Origin of the sequence: Paeniglutamicibacter gangotriensis Lz1y (assembly GCF_000348945.1) — a bacterium.
In the GTDB taxonomy this organism is placed as follows: domain Bacteria; phylum Actinomycetota; class Actinomycetes; order Actinomycetales; family Micrococcaceae; genus Paeniglutamicibacter; species Paeniglutamicibacter gangotriensis.
Genome location: NZ_AOCK01000010.1, coordinates 30,054 through 43,147, shown reverse-complemented (window position 1 = coordinate 43,147; position 13,094 = coordinate 30,054). Strand labels below are relative to the sequence as shown.

17 protein-coding genes are annotated in these 13,094 nt (G+C 62.8%); 10 read left to right on the top strand and 7 right to left on the bottom strand.

Features of this window, described 5'->3' with window-relative positions; translation table 11 throughout:
- Positions 1-307: 307 nt before the first annotated feature.
- The 3 genes from ADIAG_RS15335 to ADIAG_RS21675 form a co-directional block, all read right to left on the bottom strand.
- Positions 308-562: a Txe/YoeB family addiction module toxin gene (locus ADIAG_RS15335; protein ID WP_007272332.1), complete on the bottom strand. Its 255-nt coding sequence runs from the start codon at positions 560-562 to the stop codon at positions 308-310.
- Complete coding sequence (locus ADIAG_RS15330; RefSeq protein ID WP_007272331.1) at positions 563-814, bottom strand: type II toxin-antitoxin system Phd/YefM family antitoxin; 252 nt, start codon at positions 812-814, stop codon at positions 563-565. It lies immediately after the preceding gene.
- 352 nt (positions 815-1,166) lie between these two features.
- A complete protein-coding gene (locus tag ADIAG_RS21675) occupies positions 1,167-1,340 on the bottom strand; it encodes a hypothetical protein (protein WP_161623969.1) in 174 nt (57 codons plus the stop codon).
- Between the two features lie 59 nt (positions 1,341-1,399).
- Here ADIAG_RS21675 and ADIAG_RS15325 point away from each other — a divergent pair, with 59 nt between their 5' ends.
- Positions 1,400-1,600: a hypothetical protein gene (locus tag ADIAG_RS15325; protein WP_007272330.1), complete on the top strand. Its 201-nt coding sequence runs from the start codon at positions 1,400-1,402 to the stop codon at positions 1,598-1,600.
- Positions 1,601-1,708: 108 nt separating this feature from the next.
- On the opposite strand, the gene ADIAG_RS15320 is transcribed toward ADIAG_RS15325, so the two are convergent.
- Entirely contained in the window at positions 1,709-2,920 is a 1,212-nt protein-coding gene (locus tag ADIAG_RS15320) for a hypothetical protein (protein WP_007272329.1), read from the bottom strand.
- Between the two features lie 311 nt (positions 2,921-3,231).
- Complete coding sequence (locus ADIAG_RS15315; RefSeq protein WP_007272328.1) at positions 3,232-4,509, bottom strand: hypothetical protein; 1,278 nt, start codon at positions 4,507-4,509, stop codon at positions 3,232-3,234.
- A gap of 355 nt (positions 4,510-4,864) precedes the next feature.
- On the opposite strand from ADIAG_RS15315, the gene ADIAG_RS15310 reads away from it, so the two are divergent.
- Genes ADIAG_RS15310 through ADIAG_RS15300 form a run of 3 tightly spaced genes read left to right on the top strand, consistent with a single transcriptional unit; the run spans position 4,865 to position 7,151 of the window.
- Positions 4,865-5,872 (top strand): thiamine pyrophosphate-dependent dehydrogenase E1 component subunit alpha, encoded by a 1,008-nt coding sequence (locus ADIAG_RS15310; RefSeq protein ID WP_007272327.1) that lies wholly within the window; start codon positions 4,865-4,867, stop codon positions 5,870-5,872.
- Entirely contained in the window at positions 5,869-6,924 is a 1,056-nt protein-coding gene (locus ADIAG_RS15305; RefSeq protein WP_007272326.1) for an alpha-ketoacid dehydrogenase subunit beta, read from the top strand. The genes ADIAG_RS15310 and ADIAG_RS15305 overlap by 4 nt, the downstream gene beginning before the upstream one ends.
- The gene (locus ADIAG_RS15300; RefSeq protein WP_007272325.1) at positions 6,921-7,151 is read left to right on the top strand and encodes a lipoyl domain-containing protein; all 231 of its coding nucleotides are present in this window, start codon (positions 6,921-6,923) and stop codon (positions 7,149-7,151) included. The genes ADIAG_RS15305 and ADIAG_RS15300 overlap by 4 nt, the downstream gene beginning before the upstream one ends.
- 336 nt (positions 7,152-7,487) lie before the next feature.
- Here ADIAG_RS15300 and ADIAG_RS15295 read toward each other — a convergent pair whose 3' ends face one another.
- Positions 7,488-8,819: a hypothetical protein gene (locus tag ADIAG_RS15295; RefSeq protein WP_007272324.1), complete on the bottom strand. Its 1,332-nt coding sequence runs from the start codon at positions 8,817-8,819 to the stop codon at positions 7,488-7,490.
- A gap of 71 nt (positions 8,820-8,890) precedes the next feature.
- Between ADIAG_RS15295 and ADIAG_RS22215 the strand changes: the two genes are divergently transcribed.
- From ADIAG_RS22215 to ADIAG_RS15275, 6 genes are all read left to right on the top strand, one after another.
- A complete protein-coding gene (locus ADIAG_RS22215; RefSeq protein WP_235045932.1) occupies positions 8,891-9,049 on the top strand; it encodes a hypothetical protein in 159 nt (52 codons plus the stop codon).
- A gap of 81 nt (positions 9,050-9,130) precedes the next feature.
- Positions 9,131-10,189 carry a GTP 3',8-cyclase MoaA gene (gene moaA / locus ADIAG_RS15290; RefSeq protein ID WP_007272323.1) on the top strand — a complete coding sequence of 353 codons (1,059 nt, stop codon included), beginning with the start codon at positions 9,131-9,133 and terminating at the stop codon, positions 10,187-10,189.
- A 4-nt stretch (positions 10,190-10,193) separates the two neighbouring features.
- Entirely contained in the window at positions 10,194-10,514 is a 321-nt protein-coding gene (locus tag ADIAG_RS15285) for a MoaD/ThiS family protein (RefSeq protein ID WP_007272322.1), read from the top strand.
- A gap of 548 nt (positions 10,515-11,062) precedes the next feature.
- Positions 11,063-11,404, top strand: coding sequence for a transketolase central region (locus ADIAG_RS22210; protein WP_007272321.1), 342 nt, complete (start codon positions 11,063-11,065; stop codon positions 11,402-11,404).
- Complete coding sequence (locus ADIAG_RS22205; protein WP_007272320.1) at positions 11,380-11,604, top strand: transketolase C-terminal domain-containing protein; 225 nt, start codon at positions 11,380-11,382, stop codon at positions 11,602-11,604. Before ADIAG_RS22210 ends, ADIAG_RS22205 begins: the two co-directional genes overlap by 25 nt.
- Before the next feature lie 9 nt (positions 11,605-11,613).
- Entirely contained in the window at positions 11,614-11,892 is a 279-nt protein-coding gene (locus ADIAG_RS15275; RefSeq protein ID WP_235045931.1) for a lipoyl domain-containing protein, read from the top strand.
- 218 nt (positions 11,893-12,110) lie between these two features.
- Here the strand turns inward: ADIAG_RS15275 and ADIAG_RS15270 are convergent, their stop codons facing one another.
- Positions 12,111-12,620, bottom strand: a complete 510-nt coding sequence (locus tag ADIAG_RS15270; protein ID WP_007272318.1) for a flavin reductase family protein — start codon at positions 12,618-12,620, stop codon at positions 12,111-12,113.
- Between the last annotated feature and the right edge of the window lie 474 nt (positions 12,621-13,094).

Below are 13,094 nucleotides of genomic sequence, written 5' to 3'. Positions count from 1 at the left end.
GCTCCTCGCTAGTTTCTTCTCTCCGGGAAATTGTGAACCCGGATGTTAGGTGCGAGTCCGCCAATGCCGCAGCAGACCTAACTGCGATTGTATTTGTGGATGCAGTTTTGTCAGGTCGGGACACGTTCAGCTTCCAGTAGCAAAATGGATCTATCTCAATACAACGACATTCGCCCCAGGGTCCAAGAGTAGGAGCCGGCAGCGAATGTCGCCATATCCCTCGAGGGACGGGAAATAGGCGTTAAGCCTAAACTCGACCACGTTCCGGTACAGAGCAACCTCTGCCCGCCACTGTGGGAGCGTAAATTCAGTAGTGGTAACGCGCCTGAAGAACTACCAAGTCATCGCCGTATACAAGGTACACGAGCCGGTGCTCATCGGTGATCCGCCGGGACCACGCACTTGGCACACCATACTTGAGCTGCTCGGGCTTGCCGATGCCGGCGAAGGGATTGCGGAGGCATGCGTCTAGGAGTGTATTGATCCGCTTGAGGATCCGGCGATCAGCCGTCTGCCAGTGCTTGTAGTCTTCCCAAGCCGACTCATCCCAAGCCAGGCGCACTCACTCCTTCCGATCAAGTTCATGCGACTCAGTTCTACCTGTGGTGGCCCGCTCATAGGCATCGAGCAGCCGCCGGGCGTTGGCGGGCGAACGGAACAGGTAGGCGGTCTCCTGCCAAGCCGCGTATTCGTCGGCCGGCATGAGGACGGCGTTGCCCTTGCGGGAGACAATCTCGATGGCAATGCGGTCGTCGTTGACCCGCTCGATGAGCGGGAACAACGTCTTTCGGGCTTCACTGGCACTGATGGACATGTGGCCACTCCCTTTCATTCGGTCGAGTCGTACCTCTTTATGGTACCACTCGGCATAAGAGCTGCCCAGTGTTTACTCATCAAAGGCCGGTAAAACCGCACTCGACCGACCGGTACTTTTGATCCCCGCCAACGCTCAAAGCCAAACGCTCCACGGAGTCGGGTTCCGTGGAGCGTTTGGAATGCCAATGGGGCATAGAACTAATGATCAGACGGGTGCGAATCTCTGCAGCTACACGAGCCGCGCAACGATCGAGTAGCGTTTCGATTAGAAGGGCCCAGCTAGCGGGCTCATCAATTTGGGGGTCGCGATGGATATCGAATATTCCAGGCCATCGCGTTGCCACCCTTGATCACTTCCCCGCAGGGAGCATCTGACCAACGACGACCAGCGCCATACTCACCATGCGACGCTGAGCCAATCCGTCGTCACCTTCGAGGTTGCGGATGTGCTGCTCCAACGAGCGCACGCTCGCCGGAACGCCGGCGTAGCTCACCGCCGAACGTACTTTCTCACTCGCTGCCATTCGGCGGTCGTGAGCAGTCCTTCAACTCGCGCCCGATTGGCGGCTACCAGGATTCGTTCATGCTCGATACGTCCACGGCACTCAAGCAGTGCATCGGCGACAGTCTGCGACTCGAGTCCCTCGTCGAGCGTCGTACGCACATCGTCTGCCACCTACGTCAACACGATGAACGCTGGCAATTTCGAGCGGGCGCACCTACGAACGGCCGCCTTGATCTGTCGCGGGTTCACGTCGGCGAGCCCGAGCAAAACCAACACTGACTTCCCCTGGAGGTATGCACCCTAGCCAACCCGCAGAAGAGCTTCGGCGAACTGGTCGTTAAAGGTTCCAACAATCGGATCGTGCTGCTTTCCGACGTCGTACAAGTGCTACCGGCGGGGCCGAACCGGGCGGGGCGCACCGATGCTGGCGCCAAAGGTTTCGGCCAGGGCCGTGGCCACCGAGGGCAGCAGCACCTCCGGGATCTGCACATGCTCGCCGACCTCCAGCAGGCCGTCCTCGATCCACCGTTGCACGGAGTTGTGGAGCAATCCCGACAGCGTGTTCGCCAGATCGTCGAGCACGATTTGCCCGTCATCGATTCCGTGCAGCACGTAATCCGCCGTCAACGGGTCTTCCGTGGCCCCGGACATCAGCATCACGGCCACCGCCCGGTGGCCCAGCTGTGCCTCGCCATTGCTTCGCGGCAACTCACCGCCGAGCACCTGGTAGGCGGTGGTCGCCAGGGATTGCGCGGCAATTGCCGACACCCGGGGTTCGGCTTCAAAGAACGCCATGCCGAAAGCGGTGGGCCGCACCCGCGTGCTGGTCAGTTCCATCAGGCCCGCATAGCGCAACATCTGCCAGTACAAGTCCAGCCGCGGCGCCTCGGAAGCGGATCGCACCTCAAGGGTCCCTTCCGTGTCCGGTTCCCAGAATCCCGAGGCGTACCCCGTGGCCACTCCAACGGCGTCCTCACCCAAGGTTGCCGCAGCGGCGGCGATGTCCTTGCGACGTAAAGTCGCACTTGCCGTGATTTCCTTGCTCTTGCCCATCCACCTCAGCAAGGCCCGCGCCTTGGACACAAACGGCAGCGCCTCCATTGCAGCCAGTGCCTGGGCTTGGTCCAACGACGAGGAGTAAATCACCACGGGCTGGGGTTCCTGAATCAAGACCAAAGAGTATTCTTCCGCGTCGTCATCGACCAGCAGCTCGTAAACCTGTTCATATGATTCGTCGCTGCCGGAGTACAGCTGGGATTCGTCCAGGAACTCCATAAAGCGACCCATCCCGGCTTTTGCGTCCTCAAGGATATCCGGGAAATGGTCCTCCATGAACCCCAGCACCTCGCGCACCGTGTCCACGGACGGCTCGGTGAGAATCCAGTGGACATCCCTGGCTGCACAGTTCGAGAGCACAAATGACACGGTACCCATGGTCTGCCCCGAATCCGCTTCGGGCTCCGTGACTTCCAGCCATTGCCGAAAATCCTGCTTCATCCGGGCAAAGGCATGCTGTGCCCGCCCGACATGCGGAGGTATTTGCGCCCCCTCGTCCTCGAGGTCATTCGGGCCGTAGCCTTGGCGCTGTTCAGGGATCATGAATTGTGGTCCTTCACGGTGTGTGCGAACAAGGTATGTGGATCGGCGCGAAGTCATTGCACCCAACCCACAGTGGGTCCGCTGCGGGGACGGCCAACCAGCGCAATATCTTACAGGGAAGGTCCTCCCCCGCAGCCTGCCGACCACCGGACGGGCGGAAGTTCCCAAGAACTGCAACCTTTCGGCGGGAGAAGGAAGAACCGTCAATTCACCCTCGTTCGGGGGTTGGCAATGCCTTCCGATTTCCCCGTGCCCGTGTCGGAGAATCGGCACTCGAGGGCTCGAGCAGGTATCTGCCACGCAGGGGACGCCTACGGCGAACGCGGTGCACCGATCACCAACTTGTAGGGCTTGGCCAGGGCCGTGGCCAAGGCAGGCAACAGGACCTCGGGGATCCTGATTTTTGTGCTGGTTTCCAGCAACTCGTCATCCGACCAATCCTTGATCCGCTTGCCGACCACGTTGGTGACCGCCCGAGAAAATTGGTCGATCAGTGGTTCCCCATTCTCCGTTCCTTCCACAACAGATTCGACGGACCACGGGTGGCTGGTTGCCCCGGCGACAAACACTGCGGCCATGTAGTCACCGGAGAGCTCCAGTTCGCCGTTGCTGCGCGGAACCACCCCGGTCAGCACCTGGTAGGCGACCGCAGCCATGCCCAGCACTGCCTTCGGTGTGGAGGTCGTATGCCGCGCCACGAACGTCCAGCCGAATTCGGTCAGTCCCACCCGCTTGCCACTGACCTTGATCAGCCCGGTGAGACACAGCATCTGCCAGTACAGATCCAGCCTCGGCACCTCCGGCATGGAACGGACTTCGAGTACCCCGAACGACATTCCCAGAGCGTGCCAGACAGGGGATCCGGTGGCGGACCCGACGGCTTTGACACCCAGACGCGCCGCGGCGGGTTTGATGTCGTTGCGGCGCAGCACCCCGGTGGCTGTCACGTCCTTGCGCTCCCCGATCCATTTCAGCAGGGCCCGCGCCCGTACCGTCAAGGTGAGCGCATCCAGTGCGGCCAGGGTCTCGTCCTTGTCCAAGGATGAAGAATCGACCACGGTCTTGGGTGCGACGGGTGCTGCTGCCGGTGGTGCGTCGATCGTGGGTCCCATTGTGACAGTGCTTCCGAAGTCCGGTTCTCTCGGGGAATGGAATTCTGCCCAGTCGACCTCTTCCTCGGGGTCAACGAGGTCGTAGAGGTCCTCGAACAGCTGATCGCTTCCGGTGAACTCGTCTGTTTCGTCCAGGAACTCCAGGAAACCAACCATGTCCAATTTGGTGTTTTCGAGCGTCTCGGGGAACGACTCTTCCACGAATTCCAGCACAGTGCGCAGCGTCGGGACGGAGAGTGCGGTGATCGTTGTGGTTGTTTCCCTCATAGCGCAGTTGGTGAGCACAAAGGAAACCAGACCCATGATCGATTCGGGGTCTTCCGGGCCCTGCCACATCAACCACCCGCGGTAACGGGGCTTCAGTGTCTCGAAATCTTCCCGTACGCGCAGGACATTGAACGGCAGCACGGCCGAGCCCCTGGAAGTGTCGGATGATTGTTGTGCCGCGTAGGGGTCCGCGTCATGGCTTGGGTGCACCGGGGTCTGTCCTTGGCTCTGGGTGGTCGTCAAACGAAGACCGGGCAATGAAGAAGAAAATTCCCAGACCGTGGTGGGCCTGCAACGGGTTCCGGCCTGTTGGACGCCAGTTTACCCATTCGCTCATCTCGCTCGCGACTGCCGGCGAGTTGCTGAACTCTGGCTGCTGCAACAGGCCACCAGCGACTTCGCTGAAGGCGGACCCACAAACAGCGTGGAACCGGGAGGGCTGCTCCCGCGGTGTCCGCGCAGAACCGATGCCACCAACCCTTCCCCGGCCCTCTCCCCCGTGCCTACCATGGGGCCATCACGGTTGGCGTCAACCGGGCGCACCGCTGGAACCAGGAGAAGAGCCATGACGGTTCAATCTGCCCTGTCCGCAACGGACAGACTCGAGCTATTGCGCATGATGGTGTTGATCCGCACCTTCGAGGAAGCGATCTTGCGCGAATACCACGCCGACAAGTCGCCGGGCTTCGATATCGGCGCCGGGCTGGTACCCGGCGAGATGCACCTGGCGGCCGGCCAGGAACCTGTCGCGGCGGGGATCGGCGCGCACCTGTCGCTCGGCGACGCGCTGACGGCCACGCACCGCCCGCACCATGTGGCCATCGCGCACGGCGTGGATATGCGCAAGATGGCTGCGGAGATCTTTGGACGGGAGACCGGGCTGGGACGAGGCCGCGGCGGGCACATGCACCTCTTTGATCCCGAGGTCCATTTTTCTTGCTCCGGGATCGTCGCTGAGGGGTTGCCGCCGGCGCTCGGGCAGGCCTTTGCCTTCCAGCGTGCCGGAACCGATCGGGTGGCGGTTGCCGTGGCCGGGGAAGGCGCCGCAAACGCGGGCGCGTTCCATGAGTCGCTGAACCTCGCGGCGCTGTGGAAATTGCCGGTCATCTTCGTGATCGAGGACAACGACTGGGGAATCTCGGTCCCGCGCTCGGCCTCGACGTCCGTGCCGTCCAACGCGGTCCGCGCCGCCGGCTACGGGATTCCGGGGACCCGCGTGGAGGACAACGCCGTCGAGGATATCTGGGCCGCGGTCGGCGAGGCGGTCCGCCGGGCCCGGGCCGGCGAAGGCCCCAGCCTCATCGAGGTACACACCCTGCGGTTGTGGGGCCACTTCGAGGGCGATGCCCAGGGCTACCGCGGCGACCTGGAGGGTGTACCGGGGCGCGACCCGATCCCCACCTACCAAAAACACCTAACCGACGCAGGAATCCTCGACGATGCCGCATTCGCCGAGATGGGGGCCGCAGCTTCCACCAGGGTCGAGGACGCGATCGCCTTTGCGAAGTCCTCTCCCCTGCCCGATCCCGCCGACGCACTGAAATACGTCTTCACCGAAGGAGCACAGTCATGAGCACCGCGCCCACGACACGAACCGAGCTGCCCAGCGAACCCGAGGCGGGCCGCCGCAAGCTCTCCACCGCCAAGGCCATGGTCGAGGCGATCTCCCAGCAAATGCACACCGACGAGCAGGTCTTTGTGATGGGCGAGGACGTCGGGTCCTACGGCGGCATCTTCTCCTCGACCACCGGGTTGCTCGACGAATTCGGCCCCGAGCGCGTGATCGACACCCCGATCTCGGAAACCGCCTTCATCGGCCTGGGTATCGGTGCCGCGGTCGAGGGGATGCGCCCCGTCATCGAGCTGATGTTCGTCGACTTCTTCGGGGTCTGCATGGACCAGATCTACAACCACATGGCCAAGATCCACTATGAATCCGGCGGCAACGTGAGGGTGCCGATGGTGCTGATGTCCGCGACCGGCGGCGGATATTCCGACGGCGCCCAGCACTCCCAGTGCCTCTGGGGGACCTTCGCTCATCTGCCCGGCATGAAGGTTGTTGTCCCGTCGAATCCCTATGACGCGAAGGGGCTGATGACCGCCGCGATCCGTTCGGATGACCCGGTGATCTACCTGTTCCACAAGGGAATCATGGGACTGGGCTGGATGAAGAAGAACCAGCGCTCGATCGGCGCGGTGCCCACCGACGCCTATGAGGTGCCGATCGGCAAGGCCCGCGTGGCCCGGGAGGGAAGCGACGTGAGCATCGTGACGCTTTCGCTCTCGGTCCACCACTCCCTGGACGTTGCCGAGAAGCTCGCGGCCGAAGGGATCGATGTGGAGGTCATCGACCTGCGCACCGTGGTGCCGCTGGACCGGGAGGCGATCGTGGCCTCGGTTTCCAAGACGGGACGGTTGATCGTGGTGGATGAGGACTACCAGTCATTCGGGCTCAGCGGCGAGGTCATCGCCACGGCGGCCGAAGCAATGCCCGGCGGCCTCAAGCACGTCTCACGCGTTGCCGTCCCCGATGTCCCGATCCCCTATGCCAGGGACCTGGAATACGCGGTGTTGCCGACCCCGGCACGCATCGAGGCGGCAGTGCGAAAGGCGGTGGCTCGATGAGCCAGATCCTTTTCCCTGTGATGACCGAGGATTCCGGGGCCAAGGGAGTGATTGTCACCTGGTTCTTCGAGGACGGCGAGCCGGTGGAGGTCGGGGACCTGATCGCGGAGATTGCCATGGACAAGGTGGACCGGGAGATCAAGGCCGAAGCCGCAGGGGTGCTCAGGGTGCTGGTACCCGAGGAGGAAGCAGTGATGCAGGGTACGGTGATCGGCCGGATCGAATAGCCCAAAAAGGCCATCCGCAGGGGGCTGCTTGGGGAGCAAACCCATGGTTGGGTGCACCGCAGGCGGCCCGTGTGCGACCGGGTGCCCAGGTTCTGGTGGGCAGGGCATCCGGCCGGCACCATGGACGGTTCGACCGCGTCCCCGACGTTGAACAACGCTCCCGTGGCATCCGAGGTTTCGCCACGGGCCAAGCCACCAGCGGTGTTGTGGGTAACCACCGGATGTTCGTTCAGGTGTCGTTGGGACGGGAGCTGAAGGGTGCGCCACACCGAGGGACGAAATAGGCCAGTTCGATCCTCTGCTCGAAGGCCTTTGTGGTTCAGGTGCCTTGGCCGCCTACCGCATTCCTTCCAGGTCCAGCATTGATTGTTCAGGTTTCCCGGGTTCCTCCACGTCCAGCCCGTGCTCCTCGGCCAGCGCCGAGGCCAAGCTGGGCAGTAGCACCTCGGGGATCGTGACGGCATCACCCAGATCCACCAGGCCATGCCCGCCCCACAAATAGAGCCGCTCCCCAACGCGCGGGTAAATCAGCCCACTCACCTCGTCCTGGATGAAGCCGGGGTTCTGGGTCACAGCGGCGACCAAATGCGTAGGCATCGGGGTGTCCGTTGCCGCGGCCACCAACACCTTGGCAAACGGCTCACTGCCGCGTATCGGGTGACCGCTGCTCACCGGAGCGATCCCCGCCAATAGCTTGTAACCCACGGTTGCCATGCCCCGCACCGCCTCGACGGTGGCTTTAGGTTCCCTAGCCAGGAAGCGTTTCCCAAGCTCGGTGGGGACCGCTTGTTTCTCGTATTTATGCGTGGTCATTCGTACCGTGGCACGCTCGATCAGCCCTGCCTGCAGGAGCATGTTCCAGTACGCATCAAGGCTGGGAGCCTCCCACATCTGCCGTGCCTTCCAGGTCCCTGGCACACCGGGTATCCAACTGCCCGCCGTCGCACCTTGGGAGACACCCAAGGCATCTTCACCCAGGGTTGCCGCGGCATCTTTGAAGTCCCTGCGGCGCAAGGATCCTCCTGCGGTGATTGCCCGGCCCTTCCCCAGCCATTGCAGGAAGGCACGGGCCCGCATGGTCAACGGCAGCCACTCAACCGCGGTGTGCGTCTCGCGCTCCCCCAAGGAGGAACCCTTGATCGTCTTCTTCACCGTGACATGCGGGGCCCTATACCAAGAAACCGGCGGGCTCGGTGGACCCTTGATCATCTCGGCGATGGAACGAGCCGTCGCGGGGTCCAGCCGCGGATCGACCCATTCATCAGCAGCGTCTTCTTCATCGTCTACGACCAGCTCGTAAAGGTGCTCGAAGTGCTGGTCACTTCCGGAAAATTCGTCCGACTCGTCAAGGAACTCCATGAAGCCGCCCATGGCCTGCCTCATGTCTTCAAGTGCTTCGGGGAACACCTCGGCGATGGTTTCCAACGCGGCTTTCAAGGCCTCGACGGACAATGCCGTGACCACTGTGTCTGATTCCAGCAAGGCGCATTGGACCAGTACGAAGCCGACGTTCCCCAACACAGAGGCAGGGTCCTTCAGGCTTTGCGCTTCAAGCCACGAGCTATAGGCGGGTTTGAGGTCGTCGAAATCCTCCTGTGTATACCGAACATTCGCCGGCACCGCAGCGTGCGAACCGGACACCGGTGTTTCGTCGTGGCTCGGATGCATCGAGGTTGTTCCTTTTCTCGGGGCTTGCGATCAGGATAATTCAAAGATGGCTCAAGGAACTCCGTGAATCAATGAAGAGGGAGTATCCGGGGCCAGTGGCGGCCGAGTACCAAGCCCTCGGCCACATGGTTCAAAAGTTTACCCAAGGAACGCTTCCACCGGACGGGCATGACAAGCCCTCCCCGGCCCGCACCCTTGCCACGGTGTCCGCCAAGGGCCAAGCCACATAGGGGGCAATCACCAGAGAGGTGGACTACCCTCGTTATATGGCGACGAATACAGAAACACCACGGAACACCGTCAGCCTGCCCATGCCCACCATCCTGACCCCGGCCCCGGCTAACTCCCCTGGACTCAGTGACAGGTTCGGCCGGCAGGCCACCGATCTGCGAATATCGCTGATCGACAAATGCAACCTCCGTTGCACCTACTGCATGCCCGCCGACGGACTAGCCTGGCTGCCCAAATCCAAGCTGCTCACCCTCGAGGAAATCACCAGGATCGTGCGCATCGGCGTGCGCGACCTAGGCGTGCGCGAACTGCGCCTCACCGGCGGCGAACCTATGGTCCGCGTGGACCTGCCCCAGATCATTGCCTCGGTCCGAGCCGAACACCCGGACCTCCCCATTTCCATGACCACCAATGGGGTGGGGCTGGCCAAGAAGGCAGCGGCGCTCGCCGAGGCCGGGCTGACCCGGATCAATGTCTCCCTCGATACCCTGCACGCCGAGACCTTTGCCAAGCTCACCCGACGCGACCACATCGATTCGGTGTTCGCCGGAATCGATGCTGCACTTGCCGCAAACCTGGCCCCGGTGAAAATCAACGCGGTGCTGATGCGCGGGATCAATGACGAGCAGGCCCCCGAGCTTTTGGCCTGGGCGTTGGAGCGCGGACTCGAATTGCGCTTCATCGAGCAGATGCCTCTTGATGCCGACCACGTGTGGCGCAAGGACAATATGGTCACCGCCGCCCAACTGCGCACCTACCTGGAAACCCGCTTCCGGCTCTCCGCCGACACCCGTCCGCGCGACGGGGCGCCGGCCGAACGCTTCCTGGTCTCCACCCTCGCGGACCCGGACACCATTCTGGGCGCGGTGGGCATCATCGCCTCGGTCTCCGAGCCGTTCTGCTCCGACTGCAAGCGCACCCGCATCACCGCCGAGGGCAAGGTCATGAGCTGCCTGTTCTCCAAGGAGGAAACCGACCTCTCCGCGCTGCTGCGCGACGGATCGGACGACGCCGCGGTCGCCGAACGCTGGCGGGCCGCCATGTGGGGCAAGCCTAGGGCCCACGGCATGGACCATGCCGGGCTCGGTTCGAAGGACTTTGTACAATCGGAGCGCTCGATGAGCGCCATTGGAGGATAGATCATTGCGTATTCGCTACTTTGCCGCGGCCGCCCAGGCCGCCGGGATCACCGAGGAACGCCTGGACATCCATGAATTGCCAGGTGCGCCGGGGATGACCGCCACCGCCTCGACCACGCTGGGCACCGTCCTTGAGCACTTGGCCGCCCGCACACCTGCCACGGCACCGGTGTCCGATGGCCCGTTGTTGCGCCGCACCACCTCGCTGGGCACCGTGTTGACCCGCTGCAGCTTCCTGGTCAACGGAGTCAGCGAGCAGGACCATGCCCGCGCACTGCGCCCCGGCGACGAACTGGATGTACTTCCGCCCTTCGCGGGCGGATAGCGGCAACGTGCCGCCGGCCAGCCATGCGGAGGAACCCCGCTCCACGGGGCATCGCCTTCCTTTCTCCGGCCACGCAGCTCCTTTTTGGGAACACTGTCGTTTTGGGCGCCGGCGAGTGCTCTGACTCGTTGCCCGAGGATGCAGGCCTTGGCCCCTCGCTCTGGCTTCCACGGCAACTCGGCCCTTGCCCGGGGAACCGGTCACCGGGATCCCTGCTGAGGCGATGAAGGAGCCACGATGACCGCCATCACCTGTCGACAGGCGCTTAATGACGCCTTGCGTTCCGAATTGCGCCGGGACGAAAACGTCATTTTGCTTGGTGAGGAAATCGGTCTCTTCGAAGGTTCCTACAAGATCACTGCCGGGCTGTTGACCAGTTCGCGCCTCGCCGCGTGCGTGATTCCCCGATCGCCGATGAGGGGTTCTGGGTGCCGCCATGGGTGCCGTCATGTTGGGCATGCGCCCAGTGGTGGAAATCATGACCCTGAACTTCTCCTTGATAGCAATCGACCAAATCGTGAATCGCGCCGCGGAGATCCACGGCATGTTTGGCGGGCAGGGACGGGCAGCAGCTTGCCGCCACCCACTGGCAGAACCAGGAGGTCTGGTACGCACGTATCCGCGGGCTCAAGATCGTGGCTCCATCCTCACCGGCGGATGCCAAGGCACTGCTGGTGGCGGCCATCCGTGACGACGACCCAGTGATCTTTCTGGAAAACCTGGCCCTCTACAACACCCAGGGAGAGGTACCCGACGGGGAGCATGTCGCTCAGCTTGGCAAGGCCGCAGTGCTGAAGGAAGGCCAGGACATCAGCATCATCACGTACAGACGGCACGCGCGTCGGTTCGAAAGACCGGCCGCGTCGTGGTGCTCGAGGACGACTGGCTGAGCTACGGCATCGGCGCAGAAATTTCGGCCACCCTCATGGAAGGGGCGTTCGACTACCTCGACGCCCCGGTCCGGAGGGTGGCCGCCGCAGAGGTTCCCCTGCCCTACGCAAGTCCCCTCGAAGACGCCGCACTGCCCACCGCCAAGGATCTGATCCGCGTCGTGCGCGAACAACTCGATGCAACCAGCTTCACTCGATAGAAGAAATCGATGCCCGAGGTGAACATGCCACGCCTGTCCGACACCATGACAGAAGGTGTCCTCAGCCGTTGGATCAAAAACGAAGGCGACCAGGTCCGCGAGGGTGATGTCATCGCCGAAATAGACACCGACAAAGCCACCATGGATCTGGAAGCCTTCGACGAAGGGATCCTGGAGAAGCATCTGGTCCCGGAGGGCACCACGGTACCCATCGGTGAACCGCTCGCCCTCACCGGCACCGCCACCGCCACCTCCAAGCCGATTTCATCGCCTTCCTGCAGGTGCTGAACGTTCCGATTGTGCTCGGCACCGGTGTCCGGCGTGGGGATCACCTCACTGGCGGGGATACCCGGTTCAGCGTCGAATCCATCATCAGCACGTCCAGCGCACTGACGCATCAGCGGTGGAACGGGAATCGCCGCGCGTGACGTGGTGGCGTGGCCATCGAGGGATTGCCAGGTATCGGAACCGGGCGGAGTCGCGGTTCAATCACCTCACGCGCAGTGTCAGGGCTGGATCGCGCGTTCTTCACTGGAGTGGCCGGGGACCAGGTGTTCCGCGGCGGAGAAGCGCAGAGGCACGAAAGCCCCGGTTGTTTGGGCAGAGCGCACCTGTGCGGTGACGCAAACGTGGTCACCGCCGTCGTCGAGCACGGAGATCCGCTCGAGCATCATCCTGTTCGGCAAGGTGCTGATCAGCGGCACGCCGTGCTGACCCGGTGCAACATCGATTCCAGCGAATTTGTCCGTTTCCTCGCCTGTCCGGGTGCCGAACAGGTCCGCCATGGCCAGGTCCTGGGCGGTGAGGAAGTGGACAGCGAAGTGTGTGGCGCGCAAGCTCACCCGATAGGTGTGGTTGGCCTTCGATAGCCAGAAGCAGTAGCGCCTAGGAGAGATGCTCGATTGCATGTGGAATCCAACCAAACATCCGGCCCGTTCGTCCGTGGCTGCAGTGGTGAGAACGATCAATGCCGAGTTCATCGAAGCGGTCAAGCTGTCGAAAGCTGTCTCGCTCATGGGGCACTGGGTCCTCGGCGGGCCACTTCGGACCTGTTGAGATCCGGCGACGGGTACGGCACATCGACAAGACCCGTATCGTGGTCGAGAACTTCCATCCCTTTACCTTACGGCATCATGGATCGCCGCGGGCCAGCAGCCGAACATAGCTCTCACCGACGTGCGGTGAGAGCTATTGGAACACCTCCACTGATGTGTCGCCCAGTTTTCCCAGCCTCCGGCCTTGCCGCGCCGCGGACAGGTGCATCCTCCGGGGCCGGCGCAGCCACTCCAAATAGTCCAGGCAGTGCGCATTCGTCACGAACCGGGGTCATCAGCACCCGTTCGGGGATTGCCCACTGCTCATATCCACTCCGGTTAAGTGCAGAGCCCAGAGGGCACTATCGCCGGTACCCGATCGATGGCTATGGTGAGACAAAGTGCTCCGGAGCAAAGGCGCCAAGGTCGCCTTCCCGGCAGTGAAGCGAATGCAGC